The organism is Oceanobacter mangrovi (genome assembly GCF_019740315.1).
GTDB lineage: Bacteria > Pseudomonadota > Gammaproteobacteria > Pseudomonadales > Oceanobacteraceae > Oceanobacter > Oceanobacter mangrovi.
Window position 1 is genome coordinate 40,797 of record NZ_JAHXZR010000015.1, and the last position, 23,649, is coordinate 64,445.

Annotated in this window: 24 protein-coding genes; 7 read left to right on the plus strand and 17 right to left on the minus strand. The window is 55.2% G+C overall.

Annotated features, from left to right (window positions below; genetic code table 11):
- Positions 1 to 133: 133 nt before the first annotated feature.
- On the plus strand, positions 134 to 844 hold the full coding sequence (locus K6123_RS22260; RefSeq protein ID WP_221801744.1) for a ceramidase domain-containing protein: 711 nt from the start codon (positions 134 to 136) through the stop codon (positions 842 to 844).
- A gap of 36 nt (positions 845 to 880) precedes the next feature.
- Here the strand turns inward: K6123_RS22260 and K6123_RS22265 are convergent, their stop codons facing one another.
- Positions 881 to 1,843 carry a glycine betaine ABC transporter substrate-binding protein gene (locus K6123_RS22265; RefSeq protein WP_221801745.1) on the minus strand — a complete coding sequence of 321 codons (963 nt, stop codon included), beginning with the start codon at positions 1,841 to 1,843 and terminating at the stop codon, positions 881 to 883.
- A 274-nt stretch (positions 1,844 to 2,117) separates the two neighbouring features.
- Here K6123_RS22265 and K6123_RS22270 point away from each other — a divergent pair, with 274 nt between their 5' ends.
- Positions 2,118 to 2,999: a dienelactone hydrolase family protein gene (locus K6123_RS22270; protein ID WP_221801746.1), complete on the plus strand. Its 882-nt coding sequence runs from the start codon at positions 2,118 to 2,120 to the stop codon at positions 2,997 to 2,999.
- Positions 3,000 to 3,075: 76 nt separating this feature from the next.
- Here K6123_RS22270 and K6123_RS22275 read toward each other — a convergent pair whose 3' ends face one another.
- The 9 genes from K6123_RS22275 to K6123_RS22315 form a co-directional block, all read right to left on the minus strand.
- The gene (locus K6123_RS22275) at positions 3,076 to 3,498 is read right to left on the minus strand and encodes a ClpXP protease specificity-enhancing factor (RefSeq protein WP_221801787.1); all 423 of its coding nucleotides are present in this window, start codon (positions 3,496 to 3,498) and stop codon (positions 3,076 to 3,078) included.
- Between the two features lie 8 nt (positions 3,499 to 3,506).
- Positions 3,507 to 4,133 carry a stringent starvation protein SspA gene (gene sspA / locus K6123_RS22280; protein WP_221801747.1) on the minus strand — a complete coding sequence of 209 codons (627 nt, stop codon included), beginning with the start codon at positions 4,131 to 4,133 and terminating at the stop codon, positions 3,507 to 3,509.
- 99 nt (positions 4,134 to 4,232) lie between these two features.
- Positions 4,233 to 4,991, minus strand: a complete 759-nt coding sequence (locus K6123_RS22285; protein ID WP_221801748.1) for a cytochrome c1 — start codon at positions 4,989 to 4,991, stop codon at positions 4,233 to 4,235.
- Positions 4,991 to 6,217 (minus strand): cytochrome b, encoded by a 1,227-nt coding sequence (locus K6123_RS22290; RefSeq protein WP_221801749.1) that lies wholly within the window; start codon positions 6,215 to 6,217, stop codon positions 4,991 to 4,993. Before K6123_RS22290 ends, K6123_RS22285 begins: the two co-directional genes overlap by 1 nt.
- Positions 6,217 to 6,813, minus strand: a complete 597-nt coding sequence (gene petA, locus K6123_RS22295; protein WP_221801750.1) for a ubiquinol-cytochrome c reductase iron-sulfur subunit — start codon at positions 6,811 to 6,813, stop codon at positions 6,217 to 6,219. The genes K6123_RS22290 and petA overlap by 1 nt, the downstream gene beginning before the upstream one ends.
- A gap of 223 nt (positions 6,814 to 7,036) precedes the next feature.
- Positions 7,037 to 7,429, minus strand: coding sequence for a 30S ribosomal protein S9 (rpsI, locus tag K6123_RS22300; protein WP_221801751.1), 393 nt, complete (start codon positions 7,427 to 7,429; stop codon positions 7,037 to 7,039).
- Between the two features lie 3 nt (positions 7,430 to 7,432).
- Positions 7,433 to 7,867 carry a 50S ribosomal protein L13 gene (gene rplM, locus K6123_RS22305; RefSeq protein WP_221801752.1) on the minus strand — a complete coding sequence of 145 codons (435 nt, stop codon included), beginning with the start codon at positions 7,865 to 7,867 and terminating at the stop codon, positions 7,433 to 7,435.
- Between the two features lie 254 nt (positions 7,868 to 8,121).
- Complete coding sequence (locus K6123_RS22310) at positions 8,122 to 8,433, minus strand: hypothetical protein (RefSeq protein WP_221801753.1); 312 nt, start codon at positions 8,431 to 8,433, stop codon at positions 8,122 to 8,124.
- Between the two features lie 85 nt (positions 8,434 to 8,518).
- Positions 8,519 to 10,105, minus strand: coding sequence for a peptide chain release factor 3 (locus K6123_RS22315; RefSeq protein ID WP_221801755.1), 1,587 nt, complete (start codon positions 10,103 to 10,105; stop codon positions 8,519 to 8,521).
- Between the two features lie 233 nt (positions 10,106 to 10,338).
- On the opposite strand from K6123_RS22315, the gene K6123_RS22320 reads away from it, so the two are divergent.
- Positions 10,339 to 12,069 (plus strand): bifunctional metallophosphatase/5'-nucleotidase, encoded by a 1,731-nt coding sequence (locus K6123_RS22320; RefSeq protein ID WP_221801757.1) that lies wholly within the window; start codon positions 10,339 to 10,341, stop codon positions 12,067 to 12,069.
- 29 nt (positions 12,070 to 12,098) lie between these two features.
- Here the strand turns inward: K6123_RS22320 and K6123_RS22325 are convergent, their stop codons facing one another.
- The 5 genes from K6123_RS22325 to K6123_RS22345 all read right to left on the minus strand — a co-directional run bounded on the left by K6123_RS22325 (position 12,099) and on the right by K6123_RS22345 (position 17,842).
- Positions 12,099 to 12,758, minus strand: coding sequence for an SDR family oxidoreductase (locus K6123_RS22325; RefSeq protein WP_221801759.1), 660 nt, complete (start codon positions 12,756 to 12,758; stop codon positions 12,099 to 12,101).
- Positions 12,759 to 12,862: 104 nt separating this feature from the next.
- Positions 12,863 to 14,269 (minus strand): efflux transporter outer membrane subunit, encoded by a 1,407-nt coding sequence (locus K6123_RS22330; RefSeq protein WP_221801761.1) that lies wholly within the window; start codon positions 14,267 to 14,269, stop codon positions 12,863 to 12,865.
- A complete protein-coding gene (locus tag K6123_RS22335) occupies positions 14,270 to 16,210 on the minus strand; it encodes a MacB family efflux pump subunit (protein WP_221801763.1) in 1,941 nt (646 codons plus the stop codon). It abuts the gene before it with no gap.
- Positions 16,203 to 17,423 carry an efflux RND transporter periplasmic adaptor subunit gene (locus tag K6123_RS22340; RefSeq protein WP_221801765.1) on the minus strand — a complete coding sequence of 407 codons (1,221 nt, stop codon included), beginning with the start codon at positions 17,421 to 17,423 and terminating at the stop codon, positions 16,203 to 16,205. The genes K6123_RS22335 and K6123_RS22340 overlap by 8 nt, the downstream gene beginning before the upstream one ends.
- Positions 17,420 to 17,842 (minus strand): hypothetical protein, encoded by a 423-nt coding sequence (locus tag K6123_RS22345; protein ID WP_221801767.1) that lies wholly within the window; start codon positions 17,840 to 17,842, stop codon positions 17,420 to 17,422. Before K6123_RS22345 ends, K6123_RS22340 begins: the two co-directional genes overlap by 4 nt.
- Before the next feature lie 613 nt (positions 17,843 to 18,455).
- On the opposite strand from K6123_RS22345, the gene K6123_RS22350 reads away from it, so the two are divergent.
- Positions 18,456 to 19,319 carry a MurR/RpiR family transcriptional regulator gene (locus K6123_RS22350; protein ID WP_221801769.1) on the plus strand — a complete coding sequence of 288 codons (864 nt, stop codon included), beginning with the start codon at positions 18,456 to 18,458 and terminating at the stop codon, positions 19,317 to 19,319.
- A gap of 47 nt (positions 19,320 to 19,366) precedes the next feature.
- Positions 19,367 to 20,026: a glutaredoxin 2 gene (gene grxB, locus K6123_RS22355; protein ID WP_221801770.1), complete on the plus strand. Its 660-nt coding sequence runs from the start codon at positions 19,367 to 19,369 to the stop codon at positions 20,024 to 20,026.
- Here the strand turns inward: grxB and K6123_RS22360 are convergent.
- Entirely contained in the window at positions 20,019 to 20,912 is an 894-nt protein-coding gene (locus K6123_RS22360) for a DMT family transporter (protein ID WP_221801771.1), read from the minus strand. The genes grxB and K6123_RS22360 overlap by 8 nt on opposite strands.
- A gap of 209 nt (positions 20,913 to 21,121) precedes the next feature.
- Between K6123_RS22360 and K6123_RS22365 the strand changes: the two genes are divergently transcribed.
- Both K6123_RS22365 and K6123_RS22370 read left to right on the plus strand, forming a co-directional pair.
- A complete protein-coding gene (locus tag K6123_RS22365; RefSeq protein WP_221801772.1) occupies positions 21,122 to 22,423 on the plus strand; it encodes a sensor histidine kinase in 1,302 nt (433 codons plus the stop codon).
- Complete coding sequence (locus K6123_RS22370) at positions 22,420 to 22,956, plus strand: response regulator transcription factor (protein ID WP_221801773.1); 537 nt, start codon at positions 22,420 to 22,422, stop codon at positions 22,954 to 22,956. The genes K6123_RS22365 and K6123_RS22370 overlap by 4 nt, the downstream gene beginning before the upstream one ends.
- A gap of 31 nt (positions 22,957 to 22,987) precedes the next feature.
- Here the strand turns inward: K6123_RS22370 and K6123_RS22375 are convergent, their stop codons facing one another.
- Positions 22,988 to 23,641, minus strand: coding sequence for an energy-coupling factor ABC transporter permease (locus tag K6123_RS22375; RefSeq protein WP_221801774.1), 654 nt, complete (start codon positions 23,639 to 23,641; stop codon positions 22,988 to 22,990).
- Between the last annotated feature and the right edge of the window lie 8 nt (positions 23,642 to 23,649).

Here is a 23,649-nt window from a genome sequence, read left to right on the forward strand (position 1 = left end):
AGAAACTGCTTCAGGTCAAAATTTCATCGACGAATGTGGGCAATACCCTGAAAGGGGTAGACTATTTGCCTATGTTTTGCTCAGGCAGTTCAAAAAGCCTGCAACGCCATTTGCTGCAAGCGAGACAGGAATCGTGCATGCTTCCGGCCACCTGAAAGAAGAGATCAGATCCATGCTGGATGAATATTGCGAACGGCTAGGCCCTGGGCTATGGGCAGAACCCTGGAATGCCATCACGAATCTGGCGTTTATCCTTGCCGCTTTCATGCTTTGGCGGTTGCTGAAGCAGCGCTATCCGGCCAACAAACCCATCGGTGATCTATGGCTGGTGATCATGGTCGCAGTGATTGGTACCGGCAGCGGCCTTTATCATACCTTCGCGACTGTCTGGGCCATGTGGCTGGATGTGATTCCGATTCTGGTTTTTCAGATCAGTTTGTTGTGGATTTATCTGCGACGCATCCTGCGGCTCGGCTGGACCTCCAGCAGTATGCTGATGATGATATTTTTTGCCGCAAACTATATTGCCGGGCTTTATCCGGATTTACTGAATGGCTCGATGATGTATGCACCAGCCATTCTGTCAGTGTTACTGCTGGGGATTCTTCACGCCATGAGTCAGCCTTCACTAACTAATGGCAAAGCCAATCACGAGCGCTGGTTATTGCTGGCTGCGTTTGGCGTGTTTTGTGTTTCCCTGACGTTCCGTACCCTCGATGATAGGCTCTGTAGCCAATGGCCACTGGGAACCCATTTTCTCTGGCACCTGCTCAATGGCACGGTTTTATATCTGGCAACCCGCGCAGTCATAACCGCCCGGCCACGGGCTGATAGTGAGGACTAACAAGCCCGTTGGGACTACAGCAGCAGGCAGAGTGTCTTAACGTCCCAGAGTCAGTTCCATATCTGCGGCCATTGCCGCCGGATCAATCGGTTTGCCATCAATGGTGGTAACACCGTTGAGCCAGGCCGAAACCTGTTGTGGGTTGGCATGCATCCACATTCGCACGGCACGATCAACCGGTACAAAGCCATTGGAAACCTGGTCCATCATTTCCTCCTCAACGGAAGCTCGGAAGGTCAGGTTTTCAAAGAACCGGCCAAGATTTGGGCAACTTTCTGCCAGACCTGCACGGACACTGGTATTCACAATCGCCGCACCGTAATCCTTGCCGAAGTAGTCATCACCGCCACTGAGGTAACGGATGGCGTAATTCTGATTCATCGGATGCGGTGCCCATCCCATAAAGACAATCCACTCACCCTTGCGTACCTTGCCCTTCACCTGCGCCATCATGATGCGCTCAGTCGTTTCTATCAGTTTGAAGTCTTTGAGGCCAAAGGCGTTACCTTTGATCATATCCAGAATGGCTGCGTTACCACTGCTGCCCTGCTCGAGACCATAAATACGGCCGTCCAGTTTGTCGGCGAATTTGGCGATATCGGCAAAGTCGTGTAAACCGGCGTCATAAACATAATCCGGTACAGCCAGTGTCCAGCGTGCTTCATCCAGATTTTCAGTCAGGGTTTGTACTGACTTATCGGTGTAATAACGCTGGGCAATCGGCTTCATCGCTGGCGTCCAGTAACCCATGAAAACATCGATGTCCCGGGCTTCCATTTTGGCGAACACCTGTGGCGTCGCAGGCTCTGTCTGCAGACTGACCTTGTAGCCCAGCTCTTCCAGCAGGGTTTTGGCAACGCCATTGACAATGTGTAAATCGGTCCAGTCGACCACACCAATATTCACATCACGGCAATTGGCAGCAGCGTCATTGGCTTCCGCGATCAAGGGCGCAGCCAGGGTATAGAAGAGCAGGGTCAGCGTGGGCAAGGTTTTCATGGCGTTCACTCAGGTAAATTGACCAATGGGCAAGGGTCCAGAATTGACCTGAATCAAGTTTATAAAAACAACGGCCTGAGCCAATTCCCCGTTATGGCCATCCCTATGGAGGTACAGGCTGCCGCGCCCTGCCCTAAAGAGGTACTCCCGAAGGTGCCATTGCGCGCCTGCTTGACTGATAAAGCTTCTCAATGGAACCCGGCGCCGATAAAAAGATCAGCAGGTCACGAACCTGCTCAATGCGTGTTCGTTACATCAATGGAGGAAGACGTTCATGAAGCGAGATCATATTGATCCCAAGATCTATGAGCTGTACGACGAGTATTGCCACACTGGTATGAGTCGGCGGGATTTTCTTTCCAGAGCTTCTTCCCTGACAATTGTCGGCGGCTCCGGATTGGCAATGGCACAGGCGCTGTTGCCAAATTATGCCAATGCCGAGGAAGTGTTGTTTACCGACGATCGTATCAAGGCCAACTGGGTGGAATATCCATCACCCGGTGGATCGTCTGGCAGCATGCGTGGTTATCTGGTTCAGCCAGCTGGCAAGGGGCCGTTTCCGGCGGTGGTGATCATTCACGAAAACCGGGGACTCAATCCCTACATCAAGGACGTTGCCCGACGAGCAGCGGTGGCAGGCTTTCTGGCACTGGCTCCCGATGGCCTAGCACCGATTGGTGGCTACCCGGGCAATGACGATGAAGGCAAGCAGATGCAAGCCTCACTGGATCAGGAACAGCTCTACAAGGATATGCTCAACAGCGCCTGGTATGTTAAGAAGCACCCACTTTCCAATGGCAAGCTGGGCGCGACCGGCTTCTGTTATGGCGGCGGTGTGGTGAATCAGCTGGCGGTCGATATGGGTAAGGATCTCGATGCTGGTGTGCCCTTCTATGGCCGGGCACCAGCGCTGGAGGATGTGGTATCCATCGAAGCCGCCATGATGATTCAGTATGCCGAAGATGATCCTCGCATCAACGCCATGCGATCGGACTATGAACAGGCGCTGAAAGCCAGTGGTACGGAGTTCGTGATCTACAGCTACCCAAACACTCGTCATGGCTTCCACAACTATTCAACCCCACGCTATAACGAGGAACAGGCAAAGCTGGCCTGGCGGCGCACAACGGAGTTCTTCGATCAGAAGCTGATTTAAACAGCGGTTTAGCAGTATAAAAAAACGCCCCGAGGGGCGTTTTTTTATTTCAGAGCTTGTACAGCAAGACTGATGGTTACTTCACCACCTTCAGCGAAGGCCTGCCACTGGCAGACTGCGCAGTCTTTTCTGAGGCATCAGATTTGACCGGACGCGGTGGTTCTGGTGGCAGATCCGGGTCTGGTGCACCGGCTTCAGTACCAAACACCATGCCCTGGCCATTTTCCTTGGCATAAATCGCCAGGATAGCCACAGTCGGTACATAGACCGACATAGGGACACCACCAAAACGGGCATTAAAGGAAATACCCTCGTTATCAATCAGCAGACTCTGCACAGCGACCGGGCTGATGTTCAGCACGATCTGGCCCTGGTTCACGTAGTCCTGAGGCACTTGCACCCCAGCCAGCGAGGCATCCACAAGTACGTACGGCGTGCACTGGTTGTCGAGAATCCACTCATTCAGGGCGCGTACCAGGTATGGTCGGCTTGGGGTCAGGTTGCTCATCAGTCGCGCATTTCCCGTTCAGCTTCAGTCAGACTGGCCTGGAAGGATTCGCGATCAAACAGGCGATCCATGTATTGCAGCAATGGCTTGCACTGCTTTTCTGGCAGCTCGATACCCAGTACTGGCAAACGCCACAGGATCGGAGCAACGCAGCAATCAACGATAGAGAAGTCATCACTCATGAAGTAAGGCATCTCGGCGAAGATTGGCGCAATACCAACCAGACTGTCAGTCAGGTTCTTGCGAGCCGCTTCAGCATCATCACCGCCCTTGAGGATGGTATCGATCAGGCCACACCAGTCTTTTTCGATACGCTTGATCCACAGACGGCTTTCAGCGCGGGCAACCGGGTAAACAGGCAGCAGCGGCGGATGAGGGAAGCGTTCGTCCAGATACTCCATCATGATGTTCGGGTCTTCGTACAGAGTCAGTTCCCGATCCACCAGAGTTGGCAGTGTGTTGTAAGGATTCAGCGACGTCAGATCTTCCGGCAGATTGTTTGGATCTACATCCAGAATCTCCACGGCAACACCTTTTTCAGCCAGTACGATACGTACACGGTGGCTGAAGTGATCCGAGGCGTCGGAATAAAACGTCATGGTAGAGCGCTTGGCTACAACCCCCATAGTGTCCTCGCTTGCTTGCTAAAAAATCGATTATCTAAAAACAAAGATAGCCCGGCCGCAAATACGGCCAGGCTAGCTACAGAGTTTGGGCGAGTATGATTATTTCACGTCGCGCCAGAACTCCTTGTTCAGCATGTACACAGGTACGAAGAAGATCGCCAGGAACAACAGAACCCACCAACCCAGACGCTGACGCTCAACCGCAATTGGTTCAGCCGAGTAAGTCAGGAAGTTCACCAGGTCAAAGACCAGGTTGTCAAACTCAGCTTCGGAAAGCTGACCTTCTTCTGCCAGATACAGAGTGTGCTCTTGCTCTTCAGTGATCGGTTGACCAGTCAGAGTATCGTAGCCCACAGTCACTGGCGCTGTACCCAGATGCTGGTTGCCTTGCAGGGCAGCCAGCACGTTTGGCATACCTACATCCTTGAATACCACGTTGTTCACACCCCATGGCCGGGAAGGATCAACATAGAAGCTGCGCAGGTAAGTATACACCCAGTCTGGACGACGTACGCGAGCCACCAGAGTCAGGTCCGGAGGCGTAGCACCGAACCACTTCTTGGAGTCTTCAACCTGCATACCGATGGTAGCCAGATCACCAAACTTCTTGTCGGTGTCGAATACCAGGTTTTCCATCATCAGAGCTTCAGGAATGTCCAGGTCTTTGGCCATACGGTTAAAACGCGCATGCTCCAGAGAGTGACACCCCATGCAATAGTTCATGAATGTCTTGGCACCACGTTGCAGTGACGCCTTGTCAGTCAGATCAGTCAGGTGTTTATCCAGATGAACACCTTCCGTGGATGCCATTGCCAATGCCGGCAAAACGGCTGCGATCAATGCGAAGATCTTTTTCATTAGTGGCCCCCTGTTACACGCTCTGGCACTGGCTTGGTTTTTTCCATCTTGCTGTAGAACGGCATAGCGATGAAGAAACCGAAGTAGATTACGGATGCAATCTGAGCAACCATGGTCAGGGTTTCAGTCGCAGGCTGAGTACCCAGCCAAGTCAACAGTACAAAGTTAATACCGAAAATCACCAGGTAGATCTTGCTGATCCAGCCCTTGTAGCGCCAGCTCTTGACCGGGCTACGATCCAGCCATGGCAGTACGAACAGCACCGCAATCGCAGCACCCATGGCCATTACACCGAACAGCTTGTCCGGAACCGCACGCAGAATCGCGTAGAACGCACCGAAGTACCAAACCGGCGCGATGTGCGCAGGTGTCTTCAGACCGTTGGCAGGTTCAAAGTTGGCGTATTCCAGCATGAAACCATTGCCTTCAGGGAAGAAGAACATCACGGTACAGAACACCATCAGGAACACCACGATACCAACCATGTCATGCACGGAGTAGTAAGGGTGGAACGGAATACCATCCAGCGGCTTGCCGTTTTCGTCTTTCAGTTTCTTGATGTCAACGCCGTCAGGGTTGTTGGAACCCACTTCGTGCAGAGCCAGCAAGTGGACAACAACCAGCATCACAATAACCAGAGGAACGGCAATCACGTGCAGGGCGAAGAAACGGTTCAGAGTGGCACCTGAAATCAGGAAGTCACCACGGATCCATTCAGTCAGCGCATCGCCGTATGGCAATACAGAGAACAGAGAGATAATTACCTGTGCACCCCAGTAGGACATCTGGCCCCATGGCAGTACGTAACCCATGAAAGCTTCCGCCATCAGCGCCAGGTAAATCAGCATACCGAAGATCCAGATCAGCTCACGTGGCTTCTGGTAGGATCCGTACAGCAGCGCCCGCATCATGTGCAGGTAAACGGCGATAAAGAAGAAGGTAGCACCAGTGGAGTGCATGTAACGAATCAACCAGCCCCACTGCACGTCACGCATGATGAACTCAACGGATGCAAAGGCACCTTCGGCACTTGGCACGAAGTTCATGGTCAGCCAGATACCGGACAGGATCTGGTTAACCAGCATCATCATGGACAGTACGCCGAAGAAGTACCAGAAGTTGAAGTTCTTCGGAGCATAGTACTTGGACATATGCTTTTCATAGGTCTGGGTTACCGGCAAGCGGTCATCGATCCAGCCCATGAGGGTGTTCTTGTTAGTGCTCATCAGGCTTTCTCCTCGTCAACACCGATTACAACCACACTGTCGCTTTCGTACATATATGGAGGAACTTCCAGGTTGATGGCTGCCGGGGAACCCTTGAATACGCGACCGGAAAGGTCAAAACGGGAACCGTGACACGGGCAGAACCAGCCACCTTGCCATTTTGGATCAAACGGCTCAGCTTTCACTTCAGGGTGATATTTCGGAGCACAGCCCAGGTGAGTACAAACGCCCAACAGCACCAGCAGCTCAGCCTTGCGCGAGCGATTGATGTTGTCTGCATAGGCAGGTTGCTGGGTTTTAACGCTGTTGTCAGGGTCTTTCAAACGGTCGTTATGGCTAGGCAGGTTAGCCACCATCTCTTCCGTACGGTGTACGATGTACACAGGCTTACCACGCCATTCTGCGGTCAGCATCGCACCTGGTTCGATCTTGCTAACATCGACCTTTGCCGGAGCGCCCGCTGCCTTCGCCTTTTCACTTGGGTTCCATGACCCGAGGAAGGGCACTGCAACGAAGCCAGCACCAACTGCGCCGACAGCAGAAGTCGCGCCCACCAACAGGGTGCGGCGACCTTTATTAACGCCGTCTTGACTCATTACCATCTTCTCCCATCATTAGAATTCTTTTCTGCCGCGAGGTCGTTTTACCTGTTGAGAGACACAGTTTGCAGACCCGGGTAGAGTGCAGAGCGGCGCACATAGTAAAGAAATTGATGGGGTGAAACAACCGGGAAGACCCGCTGAGGGTATGGATATTGGTATAAAAAAAGCGTCCATTGACATAGGCCAAGGGACGCTTTTTTTGAGCAGCGATAACGAATTAACGCTTGGAGAATTGTGGCTTCTTACGTGCTTTACGCAGACCCACTTTCTTACGTTCAACTTCACGAGCATCGCGGGTAACGTAACCAGCAGCACGCAGAGATGGACGCAGGGTTTCATCGTACTGCATCAGAGCACGAGTGATACCGTGACGAATAGCACCGGCTTGACCGTTGCCACCACCACCCTGGACGTTGACGATGACGTCAAACTTTTCCAGGCTTTCAGTCAGTTCGAGAGGCTGACGCACAACCATACGAGCAGTTTCACGGCCGAAGTATTCGTCCAGTGAGCGCTTGTTGATGGTGATAGAGCCAGTACCTGGACGCAAGAAAACGCGAGCGGTAGAAGTCTTGCGACGACCAGTACCGTAGTATTGAGTAACGGCCATTGCTTATTCTCCCAACTTCAGTTCTTGAGGTTGCTGAGCAGTATGTGGATGCTCGCTACCTGCGTAAACTTTCATTTTCTTGAACATGGCACGACCCAAAGGATTCTTTGGCAGCATGCCTTTTACCGCGATCTCGATTACGTCCTGAGGCTTGTAGTCGATCAGCTTTTCAAAAGAGATAGACTTCAGGCCACCTGGGTAACCAGTGTGACGGTAGTACATTTTGTCGCTGGCTTTTTTGCCAGTAACTTTTACTTTGTCTGCGTTGATAACAACGATGTAATCGCCTGTATCGACGTGTGGTGTGTATTCTGGCTTGTGCTTGCCTCTCAAACGGCGAGCAACCTCGGTAGCCAGGCGACCCAGCGTCTGATCAGCTGCATCAACAACAAACCACTCACGTTTTACGGCTTCTGGTTTTGCGCTGTAAGTTTTCATCAAATTCTCGCCTTCAAGGGCATGTTGATCAGAAAAGAGGGCGGCATTCTACAGGACGGGTATGACGCACGCAACCGTTTGAATAATTTTAATCCAATCAGCAGTGCAGCCCGACACAGCACCTATTGGTGCCAGAATGGAGCCGTCTATATCTATAACGGGGGCGCGGAGAATAGCGCATTTTCGGATAATGATCTAATAAATTTGTCGTCCGAGCGTGAATTAGTCATTAGCAGCCAATATTGTGGCTCAAATCAGTAATGTTCCGGCTCACGCATGCGCTGCAAACCGACGATCAGACAGATCAATGAACTGGTCACATCCAGCAAGATTGCCAGCGCCATCAGGGTTGATGTTTCTTCCGCCTGGTCATATCCCATCACCTGGCCGAAATAGAAACAGACTGCACTGACCAGAAACGCGATCAATACCGCAATCACCAACAAATAGCCCTTGGCGTCGTCCAGTCGTAATACTTCATCCAGTACCCGCCGCTGCAGCAACATATAACTCGCTATGCTCAGTCCCACAGTGACCACCAGACCGGCAATAAAAAAGCTCAACATAGGTAACTCCTCCTTTATATAGAAAGAAGCCTAGTTGAGCTTTTAACAGATGCCATATTACGGGCCGATAGCCCGCTATTGGCGATCAGTGTTCGCGCGTTGCCTGGAACCGGACATCCGGCCAGCGTTCCTGGGTCAAACTCAGGTTCACCCGGGTCGGCGCAATATAAGTGAGGTAACCACCGCCATCCATCGCCAGGTTCTCAGCCGCCTTGCGCTTGAAGTCTTCAAGCATTTTGGCGTCGTCACAATAAACCCAGCGAGCTGTGCTGACACTGATCGGCTCGTAAACGCACTCGACCTTGTATTCGTCACGCAGACGTTGCTGCACAACGTCAAACTGCAGCACACCCACTGCCCCCAGAATCAGGTCGTTGTTATTCAACGGCATAAACAGCTGGGTAGCGCCTTCTTCAGACAGCTGCTGCAACCCCTTCTGCAGCTGCTTCATCTTCAGCGGATCTTTCAGACGCACACGTTTGAACAGTTCCGGCGCAAAGTGTGGAATACCGGTGAACTGCAGGTTTTCGCCTTCAGTAAAGGTATCGCCAATCTGAATCGTGCCGTGGTTGTGCAAACCAATGATGTCACCAGAAATTGCTTCTTCCACCGCTGAACGGTCACCCGCCAGGAAAGTTACCGCGTCGGCAATCTTGATATCCTTGCCAATCCGGTTGTGGCGCATCTTCATACCCTTGGTATAGGCACCGGAACACACCCGCATAAAGGCAATACGGTCGCGGTGTTTCGGATCCATGTTCGCCTGGATCTTGAAGATAAAGCCGCTGAATTTTTCTTCCGTTGGCGTCACTTCGCGTTCATTGGTCTGCCGCGCAATCGGTGCTGGCGCCCACTCAACGAAATAGTTGAGCATTTCACGCACGCCGAAGTTGGCCAATGCAGTCCCGAAGAATACCGGCGTCAGTTCACCGCGCAGGTACTCATCCAGGTCGAATTCGTGGCTGGCAGCCTGTACCAGTTCGATTTCTTCCTGCACATCTTCGATCAGGCTCTGCCCCAGCACAGCAACCGCTTCCGGCGAATCCAGCCCCTTGATCTGGATATCGTCCGGCACCACGCTGGCCTGGCCATGCTTGAACACATGAACCGTGTCGGTGCGCAGGTCATAGATACCCTTGAAAGACTTGCCCATGCCGATTGGCCAGGTTACCGGCGCACATTTGATTTTCAGGATGCTTTCAATTTCATCCATCACTTCAATGTGATCCCGTACTTCACGGTCCATCTTGTTGATGAAGGTGAAGATGGGCGTATCACGCAGACGGCAGACGTCCATCAGCTTGATGGTCCGGTCTTCAACACCCTTGGCGCCGTCGATCACCATCAATACCGAGTCCACGGCGGTCAGTGTACGGTAGGTATCTTCCGAGAAGTCCTCGTGCCCCGGGGTATCCAGCAGGTTGACCATACGGTCGCGGTAAGGGAACTGCATCACCGAGGTGGTAATCGAGATACCACGCTCCTGCTCCATCTGCATCCAGTCAGACGTTGCCATACGGCCGGTCTTCTTGCCCTTCACCGTACCGGCGAGCTGGATGGCATTCCCGAACAGCAACAGCTTTTCGGTAATGGTCGTTTTACCCGCATCCGGGTGGGAAATAATGCCAAACGTACGGCGACGCTGGACTTCTTGCTGGAATTGACTGGCCATTCGCTTTGCTTTGTCTTCTGAATTCAGTAGTCCATACCCGCCATCGATGGCCGCAGTATGAAAATTGGGCGCTATTGTCCATTATTCAGGGCCAGATAGCCAAGCATCCCTGCAACTCTGATACAACTGGCTGCAGTTTCATCCAGACGGGCCTTGTCCCTGTACCCACTCAATGATGTGATAGCGCCATGATCCATCAGCTGCAGCAGACACCCACCAGCACCGGAGCCAGCATGCCAAATCATTCTATCGCCCGCTTGCCCGGCCTCAGCCTGCTGCTGTCCGCCCTGCTTGCCGCGCTGTTACCCGCTTGCAGTTCCCTCCCCGGCCAGCCAGAGCAAACCATCACAGTTAATATCGCCGCGATCAACGACCTCCATGGCCATCTGGAGCCAGCCCGACTGCCGTTCAGCTACAGCACTGCCAACGGCAAGGCGCTACAACAGGCTGGCGGTCTGAAGGCGCTGACCAATACCGTTGAAGCCTTGCGTCAGCAAGACCCCGATACCCTGTTTATAGGTGCCGGTGATCTGATTGGGGCCAGCCCGGTGATTTCCTCCTTGTGGGCAGATGAACCAACCTTGCTGGCGCTCAATCGGATGAAGCTGGATATGGCAGCGGTTGGTAATCACGAACTGGATAACGGCAAGGATGAATTTCTGCGGCTGGTCAATGGCGGCTGCCATTCCCGCCGCCCGGATCAGGCCTGCCAGTACCGGGACAACTGGAGTGGCGTCAATTTTCCCTATCTGGCCGCCAACCTGATCGACAGCAGCAGTGGCAAACCATTAACGGCCGCCTATGTCATCAAACAGGTTAAAGGACTGAAGATCGCCCTGATCGGTGCGGTATTACAGGATCTGCCGAGCGTGGTGTCCGCCCGCTCACTTCAGGGCATCCAGGCTCTGGATGAAGCCCAAACCATCAACCGCCAGGTGCCGGAATTATTGGCCCAGGGCGTTGATGCCATCATAGTTGTGATTCATCAGGGCGGCCAAACCGCCGAAGCCTTCAATAGCCCTGGCTGCTCGCAACTGCGTGGCGACATCCTGCCGATCGTCGACAAGCTCGATAAACACATCAAGGTGGTCATTACTGGCCACACCCATCAGGGCTATTTGTGCAAACGTGGCGACGTCACCATCACCCAGGCGCTGGCTTATGGTCAGGTCGTGACGCATCTGCAATTACAGATCAATCCGCGCCGCCACCAGGTCACCGACGTAAAAGCCGCCAATCTGGTAGTCGATCCAACCGCACCAACGCAGCCAGCCAACCGCTTGAGCAGTGAAATGGAAATCCTGCTCGATGATCTGAAACAACGCGGCAATGCCAGAATCAACCAGCCGATAGCCCGACTGGCCGTCGCCGAGATGAACAAACAGGCGAACCCTCATGGCGAATCCGTACTCGGCGATCTGATTGCCGATGCCCAGCTGGCCGCGACCCGATCTTTCGGAGCCGTCGCCGCACTGACCAACTATGGCGGCATCCGCGACAGCCTGCGTCTGAGCCGCAAACAGCAGCAGGTCAATTATGGCCAGCTGGCTGCGATTCAGCCGTTTAATAACGAACTGGTGGTTGTGACCCTCAACGGCAGCCAAATCGACACCTTGCTGGAAAGCCAATGGCGCGGAGATTCCGATGAATTCCGCCCGTTGCAGGTGTCGGCAGGATTTTCCTATCAATGGCAGGCAGCTGCGCCACAAGGACAAAAGGTCGATATCAACAGCATCCGCATCAATGGCAAAGCCATTAAGCCGGAACATCTGTACAAGATTACGGTGAATGAATATATGGCCGGTGGCGGCAGTCATCTGACGGTACTGACCCAGGCCAGTCAGCAACAACCAACCGGCCTGCGGGATTTACCGGCACTGATTGATTATATCAAGGCCCGCGATCAGGCTGGCTCGCCGGCCGGATTCGCCAACTATCAGGGCCGGATTGAGCGTCTCCCCTGACGTCTGGCTGTTACTGCTGACTTCTACTACTAACGATAATGGGCAACCGCTTCCACCGCCTGCCGCACCGGCTGACTGCCATCTGTGAGCTCCAGAATCTCACGCCTGATAGTCGGGGTATTAATCAGCTCTGCCAGCACAGCAGCAACATTGCCACGTTTGACGTTGCCGTAGACCAAAGCCTGCGACAAACAAACGCCATCGTCGCAGTCTTCATGCAACAAGGTACCCGGCCGCAGAATCACCCAATCCAGTCCGCTGGCTGCCAAGGCAGCATCCGCCTGCTTCTTGGTGCGCATGTAGAATTCAAAGCCTTCGCTCGGCTCTTGCCCACGCCCGGCTTCCGGCATGGCTGACACCAGATAGAGACGGCGAATGCCATTTTGCCGGGCGGCCTCGATCAATTTGAGCGGCCCTTCGCCGTCAATTTCAGCGGTACGATTAAGACCACTACCAGCGGCCCCGGCGCTGAACACCAGCACCTCCTGACCGACCGTCATGGCGGTCAGCTGATCCGCAGTCAGATCCATCAAGTCTGCTTCGATTGGCTCGACACCCCGGTTGATCAGCTCCTCAACCTGTTCCGGACTGCGGCACATACCGGTTACCTGGTGTCCGGCTGACACCAGCATCGGACAAAGCCGCCGCCCCACGCCACCGGTAGCACCAATTACAAACACCTTGGCCATCTGTAAATACCTGCTTGTTCGCTGTTAATAGAACCATAGTTGATTGAGCCGCAATCTGGTTCCATTAAATCCGTGAGACAGTCTTTGCCAGCCGTCAGATCAACTCAGTTTTCACGGCTGGCCACCACCGGCGGTTCTCCCAGAGCGGCGTACAAATCCAGCAGCGAATCCAGCTGACTCAGCCGTTGGCTGACCAGACTGTCGCGGGCACTGAAGAAGCTGCGCTGGGCATCCAGCAAATCAGAGAAATCCGTGTCGCCGGAGTCATAACGCAGCTGTGCCAGCTCCAGCAGATGTTCGTTGTTCTGCAAGGTGTCTTGTGCCAGCACCGTCTGGCGTTTTTCGTAGTCCACGGCTTCCAGTGCATCAAGCACTTCCTGCATAGCCGAGATCACCGCGCTGCGGTAGTCGAGTCGTGCCAGTTGCGCTTCCAGCCTGGCATTGTCGACGTCGGCCTTGCTGCTGCCGCCATCAAACAGAGTGACCGACAAGGCTTCGCCCAGTGCCAAAGTCCAGTCGCCGGCCAGCGACAACAGATCCACGGGGGACAACCCGGCACTGAGGCTGAGGCTCGGCCAGCGGTCGCTTTCTGCCAGATAAATATCCTGATGACGCTGTCTCAAGGCCAGCTCGGCAGACAGCAGATCCGGCCGTTGCTTTAGCAGCCGTGCCGGCTGAACGTCAGCCGACTGCGGAATCCGGATCGCATCAAAATGCTCATGACCAAGATCCAGTTTGAGATCTGTTTTACCCAGTAGCGCCGCCAATGCCCGCTGACTGGCGGCCACTTCTTGTTGCAAACTCATCAAACTGCCCTGCAGCGACAAGGTGGTATTACGCTGCTGGGCGACTTCGATTCCAGAGGCGTCACCGGCTTCAAAACGCACCTGTACCAGCTCTTCCAGCGCCTGGCTGGCCTGCAGGTTTTGCTGCGCCAGCTCCAAACGACTTTGCAAGGCCAGCCACTGCAGATACTGGGTCGCCAGATTCGCCTGCAAGGTAATGCGGGCACTGGCCAGATCCAGTTCAGCAGCCACGACATCCAGTTCTGCCTGTTCGATCAGGGTGGCCCGCCGACTCCAGAGATCGACGGTATAACTGGCAGTCAGGCTCAAGCCTGTGCCTGACTGCCAGCCACTACCAGCATCCAGTTGCTTGTTCTGACTGGCGGATGCCTTTGCTGACAGCGTTGGCCAACGGTCGGCATTCTCCTGCTTGAGTGCCACTTGTGTCTGCTGCAGACGCAAGACGGCCTGGCGAAGATCAATGTTGTCGATGCTGGCCTCATCCATCAGCCGGTCCAGTACCGGTGAACCCAGTTGTTGCCACCATTGACGCTGTAACTCGCCAGCATCACGAATCAGCTGCGCCTGCTGGCTGTTCAGTTGTGGCAATGCCACATTTTCTGCTTCAAATGCCTGTGGCCCGGCGCAGCCGCTGGCCAGAACAGCGCCTGCCAGCAGCGTCACCAGCATACCGACACGCAGCGGTTGTTGAGAAAAGCTGTTCATCTAGTCCTCCGCCAGCGCGTCAATCGGATTCAAACGAGAAGCCTTGCGCGCTGGCGCATGGCCAAATACCAACCCGACCAGCAGGGCTGAAGCAAATGCCAGCACCGGCGGCATCAGCGAAAACGCAATGGCGATATTTAATTGTGCCATCACCAGAGCGACGGCCGAGCCAAGCAAGACCCCGACGACACCGCCGAGACAGCACACCACCAGCGCCTCGATATTGAATTGCTGCAGAATATCGCCGGGTTTGGCACCCGTGGCGATACGCAAACCAATTTCACGGCGTCGTTCAGAAACACTCACCAGCATGATGTTCATCACGCCGATGCCACCGACGAACAACGAAATCGCCGCCACCGAACCCAACAGCCAGGTAAGGGTGTCCTGAGTCTCCGAAATTGCTTCGATCAGCGAGGCGGTGTTGTTGACGGTGAAGTCTTCACTGCCATGGCGCGCAGCCAGCAGCTGGGTGACTTCCGCTTCAATACTGTCAATGTCGTCGGTGTTCTCGACCTTGACGGTGATCGAGCTGAGATATTCTCGCCCGAAAATCCGCACCATACCGGTCGATAACGGCACCAGCACTTCTTCATCTAGGTCATTACCGCCCGCCGTGGCGCCCTTGGCCTCCAGCACGCCAACAATCTGGTAAACGCCGTTGGACATAAAAACGTATTGGCCAATCGGGTTTTCACCGTTCACAAACAGTTCATCCACAATGGTCTGGCCAACCACCAGCAAGGGTGCCAGTGACTCCATATCTTCTTCGGTGAAGAAGGTTCCCTGCGACAGCTGCCAGTCTTTCACCTTGAGATAATCTTCGGTCGTTGCCCGGGTACGGCCGGAATAATCGCGGTTGCCAAAGCGAATGGTGGCAAACGAGTTACGCTCCGGCGCCACCGCACTAACGCCACTCAATTCGGCCAGTGCGCTGGCATCGTCACGGGTCAGGGTGGCGGTATCACCAGAGTTACGGTTGTTGGCCCCACCCGGACGCACCAACAGCAAATTGGTGCCCATGGATTCAATACGCTGCAATACCTGCTGTTTACCGCCTTCACCAATTGCCATCATGGCGACCACGGCTGCAACTCCAATGACAATACCGAGCAAGGTCAGCAGAGTACGAAACCAGTTATTGCGTAACGACTGCAGCGCCGTCAGTACAGAGACCAGCGCACTGACCGACTTATAGGCCTGCAATGGCTGGATTTCCGGCTGCTGGCGGTCGATAAAGGAATCCGCTGCACTGTCGGATAACAGCCGGCCATCATGAATCTGAATCTGCCGTTCGGCATGGGCTGCCACCTCAGCATCATGGGTAATCAGAATCACGGTGACGCCTTCCGCATTGAGCTGCTTCAGCATGGCCAGCACCTGAACACCCGTTGCACTGTCGAGTGCGCCGGTCGGTTCGTCCGCCAGAATCACTTCGGCACCATTGATCATGGCGCGGGCAATCGATACCCGTTGCTGCTGACCGCCCGACAGTTCTCCGGGGGTGTGATACATACGTTCACCCACGCCGAGTTTGTCGAGCAGCTCCGCTGCCCGCAGCTGTCGTTGCTCCTTTGGAATATGGGCATAAACCGCGGGCAAGGCGACGTTTTCGACCGCCGTCAGATTCGACAGCAGCTGATAACGCTGGAACACAAAACCAAAGGTTTTCAGCCGCAATGCCGCCAGTTGATCCGGCGACAGCTGATTCACATCGTGGCCATTAACCTGATATTCCCCTGCGGTTGGCCGATCCAGACAACCGAGGATATTCATCAGCGTCGACTTACCCGAACCGGACTGCCCCATCACCGCGACAAACTCCCCCTGACGGATAGTCAGGGAGACATCATCGAGTGCCTTCACCACCACATCACCGGTCTGGTAATAACGACAGACACCGCGCAAGGAGATCAATACCGGAGTATCTGCCTCAGCCATGCGGACCGCCTCCACCCGGTGGTGGCCCCATGCCGCCCGGAGGCCCGCCATCATTGCCCGTCACACTTTTGGCTTCCGTCTCGGCAACCTTTTGCTTGCTGCCGGTAATAACCTGATCACCCGCTTGCAGACCTGAGAGGATTTCCACTTCCGTGCGATTGGACAGCCCCAGCTCCACCGGCACCAGCTGCATACCCGCCGGACCAATCACTTTGGCAAAGGCTCCCTGAGGTGTCTTGTTGATTGCTGCTACCGGTGCCACCAACACATTGGTCACCGAGCCCTGTACAAAAAACACCTTGGTGGTCATCGAGTCCATCAGACTGCCGTCGCTGTTATCGACATCCACCAGCACCTGATACAGCACCACATCGTTGACTTCTTCCGGGGTCGGCAAAATCTGCCGAATGGTCGACCAGCGATAATCGTTGGGGCTGCCGAGGGTGGCGAACTTGACGTCCATACCACGGCTCAGCCTGGGTACGTCCGCCTCCGAGACTTCAGCCCGCAATGTCATGGTCGACAGATCGGATATCTGCAATACCGTCGGCGTGCTGTTGGTGGCATTGAGGGTTTCCCCTTCAGTGACATCAATACTGGCGATAGTGCCAGCAATCGGCGCGTAGATTTTGGTATAGCCGAGTGACACCTTGTCGGCTTGCAGCGACAGCTCATCCGCACGGATATCCGCTTTTGACGCGGTGATTTTGGCCTTGAGAATTTTGACGTCGGCGCGGCTTTCGATCAGGGTGTCTTCACTGACGGCCTTGCGGCTGAACAGACCTTCATTACGCTGCAACCGCTGTTGATCCAGCTCCAGTTCCGCCAGCTGTTGATCCAGCTGGGCGCGCTTGTTCTCCAGGTTGGCTTCCGCCACCTTGACGTTCAGCTCGGCCACCGAAGCATCAATTTCAGCCAGCAACTGGCCTTTTTCAACCAGATCACCTTCTTCAACGAACAGGTGTTCGATCTGGCCTGATACCTGGGCGCCCACTTCAACGTAGTTCTTTGGCTCCAGCGTGCCAGTAGCGGCGACACTTTGCTCGATATCACCATACGCCAGCGCCTCGGTCAGCCAGTCTTCACTGCCATTACCCGGGCGACCGAGTATCCAGCTGGCAGCCACGACAGGAGCACCAATAATCACCAGCCACAATAACCATTTTTGCCAACGAGGAGCGGCTGCTTGCCGATGATTCATCGTCTTGTTCATGGCTGCGGCCTCCTGCTGAAATCGGCTTCTGCCATACCGTCTGGATCCATTTGTGGCGGCCTGCCCATTCCGTCTCCCGGGCCAGGCCGGTGCTGACGGGCATCAGCTTGCAGTTGTGTCAGCTGTTGCTGTTGGCGGGTATCCAGCACGGCATAAACGGCCTGACGCAAACGGGCCTCCTGCCGCAGGTTCGCTGCCGTTGTCTGATTCAGTTGCTCAATCAAGTTATCAAGCTGCTGCTCAAAATCCGCGGCGGTCGCATCCAGCCCGGCGATCTGCTGACGATAATCGGCCTCTTGCATCATGCCCTGCCGCAAGGACTGAGAAGCTGCACCCAGCAATTGAGCGAGTTTTTGTTGCTGGTCATCAGCCAGTTGCAGCTGGCTGATCAAGCCTTCTAGGCCCGCACTGGCAGACATAGCTCCAGGCCCAGTTCCATGTCTGGTTCCAGGCAGTGCGCCAGCCATGCCGACAGCAGGTCGCTCCGATGGCAATTGCCCGGCTGAAGACACAGCCGATTGCCTGGCAGCAGGCTGACCAGGCAAGGCATCAGCTGACGACGAACCCATTTGAGCCGACATTCCCTGTGTTTCAGCTGGTCTGGCCGGCATACCTGCCGGTGCCGTCAACCAGACCGCAGCGGCGCTGCCGACAGCGCTAACCACTGCCATGATGATGAGTCGTTTCATTACTCCAGTTCCCTGACGGGTCATGGTCTGGTGGCACTCGCTGCGAGGCCACCACAACCGGATTGTTCGAGGTGCAGAGCATTTGCTCTTTTACATTTTGACTGGCCTGCACGATAGCGATGCCCGGCCCGTACCACAGCCAGAGAATTGTCAGTTAAAAACAAGAATTGCCATTCACTGTGCTGCTTGCCACAGAACGCACACCATGATGGCAATCCCGCAGCGGCGGTGCCGGTCTGTGGCTGGTGCTGTCAAACCGGCAGAGGTATAGTCGAGGGTTAATCAGGGATGTAGTAAAATAACGAGTTTTCACCCGACCGGATGAAAGCAATGCGAGGTAAATATGAGTCTGCTTGAGCAAATCAGCGAGCGGCTGGATAGCTTGAACAAATCCGAGCGCAAGGTCGCCGACGTGATTCTGAACGACCCCAAGGCGGCCACCCGGATGAGCATTTCGGCGCTGGCCAGCGCCTCGCAGGTGAGTGAACCAACGGTCAACCGCTTCTGCCGCAACTTTGAAACCAACGGCTTCCCGGACTTCAAGATCCAGCTGGCGCAGAGCCTCGCAACCGGCACCCCGTACGTCAGTCGCAATGTTGAGATGGATGACTCGGCGGAGGAATATACCGACAAGATTTTCACCTCGACCATTGCGGTAATGGAAACCGCCCGCCGCGCCATCAAGGTCGATGCGATTGAAAAAGCCGTCGATTTTCTGATTCAGGCCAAGCAGATTTCGTTTTTTGGCCTCGGCGCTTCCGGCCCGGTGGCTCTGGATGCCCAACACAAGTTCTTCCGTTTCAACCTGCCGGTTACCGCCTATGACGATGTGCTGGTGATGCGCATGGTCGCCGCTGCGGCTCATACCGGCGATGTGATCGTGGCAATTTCCTACACCGGCCGTACCCGCGATATGGTCGAGGTTGCACGGATTGCCCGCGAAAACGGCGCGACCGTGATTGGCCTGACAGCGGATAATTCGCCATTGGCAGAGGCCTGCAGCGTCCATGTGTCGTTCCCGACACCGGAAGACACCGAGCAGTACATGCCGATGACGTCCCGCATCGTCCAGCTGATTTTGCTCGACGTGCTGGCTACCGGCGTGACCTTGCGACGCGGGCCGGATTTCCAGGCCCATCTTAAAAAGATCAAGGACAGTCTCAAGGCCACCCGTTTCCCGGACCAGACTGACCAGCCAGCATCCTGACAGCCGTGGCCATTCAGCGCGGCCCCATCCAGTAACAGGAAAGACGTATGAAGCTTTATCAATACAACCACTGCCCTTACTGCGTGCGCGCCGACATGGTCGCCAACTACAAACAGCTTGAGCATGAAAAGGTGTTCCTGCTCAACGACGACGAGCAGAGTTGTTTTGATCTGATTGGCGCCAAAATGGTGCCGATTCTGGAATTTGATGACGGCACCGCGATGGGTGAAAGTCTGGATATCTGCCAGCGTCTCGACCAGCTGGGCAATCCGCAACAGGTCATTCTGCCTTACCAACAGGCGCAGCTGGAAGCCGCTCAGGCACTGATCAGCGCCAGCATGATGGATATTCACCACCTGCTGTTTCCCCGCAACATCATGTTGGGGTTGCCAGAATTCGTCACCCAGGATGCCTGCGACTATTACCGCCGCAAAAAAGAGCTGATCATTGGCAAAAGCTTTGAAGCAGCAATCGCCAACAGTGCTGAATACCAGCAGCGGGTTGAAGCCATGCTGCAGCAGTTACCCGAACTGACCCGACCTTCTGAAAACAACGGCCAGATCGGCTGGAACGACGTTATGCTGTTCCCGACCCTGCGTAATCTCAGCATGGTGGCAGGACTCAGCTACCCAGCAGCGATCCGTACCTACCTCGAGGAAGTGTCCGCCGCGACCGGTCTTGCCTGTCTGTTCGACTTTGCTATCTGAAATTCGGTAGCAGCGGCGTCAACACCTTCAGCAGCGCGCGCCAGCGACTGGCCAACAGCGCAGTAAAGATCAGGCTACACCCCAGCAACTGCATGCCACTGGAGCTTTCGCCAAACCAGAAGGCTGCCAGAATCGCAGTCCAGACCGGTTCCAGTACCATAATCACCGCCGCCGCACTGGCGGTGGTTTGGCCCTGCGCCCATACCTGCAGGAAAAACCGCAGACAGGTGGCGATCAACAAACTGGCCAGTACCCAGCCCCAGGTCACCGCGGTTGCCGGCAAACGCCAGTCATCCATCAGCAACATGATGGGCACCGCGACCATACCGACCAGCGTCAATTGAATCGCTGACAAGGCAATCGCCGGTGTCTTCGCCGACGCCCTGCTGGTGAGCACAAAGGTAATCGAGAAACTCAGCGCACTCATCAGAAAGCTCAGCTCACCCCAGCCGAAGACAAACTCACCATCCAGCGACAGACAAGCCAGACCGGAAATCGCAATCACCAGCGAGACCCAGGATGAACGCGGCGGCTTCATGCCCATCATCCAGCTGGTCAGTGGCACCAGGACTACCCCAAGACTGGTCAGGAAGGCGCCCACGCCGAGATGCTGACCGTACTCCAGACCCAGAATCCAGAACACCATGGCAATGCCGAAACACAGGCCGGAGCGAATTGCACCGCGCCAGCCATCCGCCGACAGCCCCAGCAGTTGCTTTGAACCAACCGCGGCCAGAATCAGCCCGGCGCCACAAAAACGCACAAACATAAACGTCAGCGGCGCCATGCCTGCCAGTGATTCTTTCGAGAAAATCCAGCCAACAGCGGCCAACATAGTGACCACGACCAGCGTCAGGTCTGCCTTCAAGGCATCGGAAGAGGACATACCAACCTCAGAGAAGAAATACCGTTGCCGCCCACGGCGACAAGGCTGCGGATTCTGGCACAGCCGCCGTAGTCGCTAAAGTGGCTTATGCTGCTGTTTAACGGGAAAAGCTGTTACCAGAACCGTCCATGCGCCAATCTGCCTCAATGCGCCCTGGCCCGAAGGCGGTATACTGCTTGCCGTGATTTCCCATTCCTGTTCAAGCGGTCATGGCAGTGCAAAGCAACAAGAATTCCAGCCTTTCTCACTCAAGTTTCACTCGCTCCGGCCTGCGTAATTCCAACCTGAACCCGGTATTACAGCGACTGGCGATGCTGCAGCTGACCATTGCCAGTGTCTGGCTGATCTTTCTGGGTTATCTGCAATTCCAGGGCGCCAGTTACCTGGATGCAGCCTGGGTGCTGTTATCCTTTTATCTGCCCTTGCTGGTGTTTACCCAATGGCATCTGGCTCGCAAAAATATTCAGGACTGGCAGTTGCTGATGTTTCTGGCGATGGAATGCCAGCTGTTCACCGGGCTGCTATTTTTTACCGGCGGCGCCACCAACCCGCTGATTTCCTACTTCCTGATTCTGCTGGTGATTGCTGCCTGGGGCTTGCCGTGGGGCCAGTCAATCTGGATCGCCTTGCTGGCGATTGCCGACTACAGCTTGCTGACTTTTATCTATCAGCCGATTCTGCTACACGACCTCAGCAGCGGCAGCCTGTCACTGGCAAGCTGGCACCTGTCCGGCATGTGGCTGACCTTTGTGCTCAGCTCCCTGATTCTGGTTACCCTGATTCCGCAGCTGGTACGAACCCGCCAGCGTCAGCAACAGGAAATTCAGCGCTTGCGTGAGCAACAGCTGAAAAACGAACAACTGGTCGGTATCGGCACGCTGGCCGCGGGCACCGCCCATGAAATGGGCACGCCATTAATGACCATGAGCATGCTGCTCGACGACCTGATCCAGAGCGAAGCAGCCCCGGCCATTCAGGAAGATCTGCAACTGCTGCATCAACAGGTCAGCCGCTGCCAGCAATCCCTCAAGGAGCTGGCTCGCCAAGGCCGGGAAGCACGTACTGCCCGCCGCCAACCGGCCCGCGACTGGCTCAACGGCAACCTGCAACGCTGGCAATTGAGTCACCCCAATGCCGAATGGAGCGAGCTGACAGTCAACAGCGACGCCAACATCGAAACCTCGCCACTGCTCGACCAGGCCTTGTTAAACCTGCTCGACAACGCCGCCGAAGCTGGCGAACAAAGCATCAGAATCCAGGCCCATGACGATGGCCAGTTCTGGCTGCTGGACATTATCCAGCCGGATACCAGCGCTGCCGAAGCCATCAGCCGTTATGTGCCCTATCAGAGCGACAAACACACCGGCATGGGCATTGGCCTCTACCTCAGCAATGCCAGTGTTGAACAGTTTGGTGGCAGCATCGAATTACAGCCGTTAGAAGGTGGTGGCAGCCGCTGTCGGCTCAGCTTGCCGATCAGCCAGCCAGCAACCGCAGGAGCTTCACAATGAACAAACCCCGTATTCTGGTGATTGATGACGATATCCATTTCAGTCAGGTACTGTGCCGCAGTCTCGAACGCCATGGTCATGCGACTGCCAGCGCCGCTGACGGTGAGCAGGCGCTGATTCGTCAGGCGGAATTCCAGCCCGACTGGGCGACCCTCGACCTGCGCATGGAACACGAGTCCGGCCTCAAACTGATTCCACGGCTGCTGCTCAATCAGCCAGAACTGAAGATCGTCATGCTGACCGGCTACGCCAGTATCGCCACTGCCGTCGAAGCCATCAAACTCGGCGCTCACAATTATCTGCACAAACCGGCAACCCTGCAGGAATTACTGGCGGCCTTCGACGAACAGAACCAGGCCGTAGATGAACTGCCGGAAGAAGACGCTCAGGTCATGTCCGTCGACCGGCTCGAATGGGAGCATATCCAGCGGGTGCTGAATGAAAACGACGGCAATATTTCCGCCACTGCCCGGGCGCTGAATATGCACCGGCGCACGTTGCAGCGGAAATTACAGAAATACGCGCCGCGCTGAGCCCGGTTGCTGTCAAAAGCCGCTGGCAGGCCTATTTAAAATAGGAATCCTCATCGAAGGTGCTGAGCCATTCGGTATGAAACGCCACCATGCCAGCGATAAACATGCCGTTCACGACGCCTTCCGGGAACATCATCATCGGCATATAACGCAGGTAATCGTGCCAGATCTTGTGGGCTGGATAGGTTTCAGTGAGGGCATAAATACCGCTCTGAAGCAGATCCAGAAAAGCGTGGGTAAAACCGGCGTTAATAAATCCCGCCACCAGGATATACACAAACGGATTGTGCGGCAGACGTCGATACACCAGTGAATAGAATTGCCAGGTGAAGGCAATCGGCAGGGCGTTTTCGATCAGGAAGTGATAACCAAAATCCGCCCAATGGACCTCGCCCAACAGCAGCTGAATCAGCTGCATCAGTGCGCTGGCCACCAGTGCCAGTCGCCAGCCCATCAACAGGGTCGCCGAGGTCAGCGCCAGAATATGAAATTCCAGCCCGGGTAAAATCCCCGCCGTGGCGTGCCAGAACAGACTCAGTACCAGTACGCAGCCAAAAAACAGATGCTGGGCGATGCGCTGTTCCCGCAATGCCTGCCAGCGATAGGTCGCCGTGGCATAAGCCAACAAGGCCAGGCTGCCAACCATCAAGACACCCGTCATCCAGTCCGGCAGCAAAGGGGTCATACGGGCTC

Coding starts and splice junctions, on each gene's coding strand:
- K6123_RS22290 (WP_221801749.1), bottom strand. CDS start 6,217: ATGAGCACTAACAAGAACACCCTCATGGGCTGGATCGATGACCGCTTG.
- K6123_RS22330 (WP_221801761.1), bottom strand. CDS start 14,269: ATGAACAGCTTTTCTCAACAACCGCTGCGTGTCGGTATGCTGGTGACG.
- K6123_RS22360 (WP_221801771.1), bottom strand. CDS start 20,912: ATGTCCTCTTCCGATGCCTTGAAGGCAGACCTGACGCTGGTCGTGGTC.
- rpsI (WP_221801751.1), bottom strand. CDS start 7,429: ATGGCCGTTACTCAATACTACGGTACTGGTCGTCGCAAGACTTCTACC.
- grxB (WP_221801770.1), top strand. CDS start 19,367: ATGAAGCTTTATCAATACAACCACTGCCCTTACTGCGTGCGCGCCGAC.
- K6123_RS22345 (WP_221801767.1), bottom strand. CDS start 17,842: ATGTCTGCCAGTGCGGGCCTAGAAGGCTTGATCAGCCAGCTGCAACTG.
- sspA (WP_221801747.1), bottom strand. CDS start 4,133: ATGGGGGTTGTAGCCAAGCGCTCTACCATGACGTTTTATTCCGACGCC.
- K6123_RS22315 (WP_221801755.1), bottom strand. CDS start 10,105: ATGGCCAGTCAATTCCAGCAAGAAGTCCAGCGTCGCCGTACGTTTGGC.
- K6123_RS22310 (WP_221801753.1), bottom strand. CDS start 8,433: ATGTTGAGCTTTTTTATTGCCGGTCTGGTGGTCACTGTGGGACTGAGC.
- K6123_RS22285 (WP_221801748.1), bottom strand. CDS start 4,991: ATGAAAAAGATCTTCGCATTGATCGCAGCCGTTTTGCCGGCATTGGCA.
- K6123_RS22335 (WP_221801763.1), bottom strand. CDS start 16,210: ATGGCTGAGGCAGATACTCCGGTATTGATCTCCTTGCGCGGTGTCTGT.
- petA (WP_221801750.1), bottom strand. CDS start 6,813: ATGAGTCAAGACGGCGTTAATAAAGGTCGCCGCACCCTGTTGGTGGGC.
- K6123_RS22370 (WP_221801773.1), top strand. CDS start 22,420: ATGAACAAACCCCGTATTCTGGTGATTGATGACGATATCCATTTCAGT.
- K6123_RS22350 (WP_221801769.1), top strand. CDS start 18,456: ATGAGTCTGCTTGAGCAAATCAGCGAGCGGCTGGATAGCTTGAACAAA.
- K6123_RS22320 (WP_221801757.1), top strand. CDS start 10,339: ATGCCAAATCATTCTATCGCCCGCTTGCCCGGCCTCAGCCTGCTGCTG.
- K6123_RS22265 (WP_221801745.1), bottom strand. CDS start 1,843: ATGAAAACCTTGCCCACGCTGACCCTGCTCTTCTATACCCTGGCTGCG.
- rplM (WP_221801752.1), bottom strand. CDS start 7,867: ATGAAAACTTACAGCGCAAAACCAGAAGCCGTAAAACGTGAGTGGTTT.
- K6123_RS22325 (WP_221801759.1), bottom strand. CDS start 12,758: ATGGCCAAGGTGTTTGTAATTGGTGCTACCGGTGGCGTGGGGCGGCGG.
- K6123_RS22270 (WP_221801746.1), top strand. CDS start 2,118: ATGAAGCGAGATCATATTGATCCCAAGATCTATGAGCTGTACGACGAG.
- K6123_RS22365 (WP_221801772.1), top strand. CDS start 21,122: ATGGCAGTGCAAAGCAACAAGAATTCCAGCCTTTCTCACTCAAGTTTC.
- K6123_RS22340 (WP_221801765.1), bottom strand. CDS start 17,423: ATGAACAAGACGATGAATCATCGGCAAGCAGCCGCTCCTCGTTGGCAA.
- K6123_RS22375 (WP_221801774.1), bottom strand. CDS start 23,641: ATGACCCCTTTGCTGCCGGACTGGATGACGGGTGTCTTGATGGTTGGC.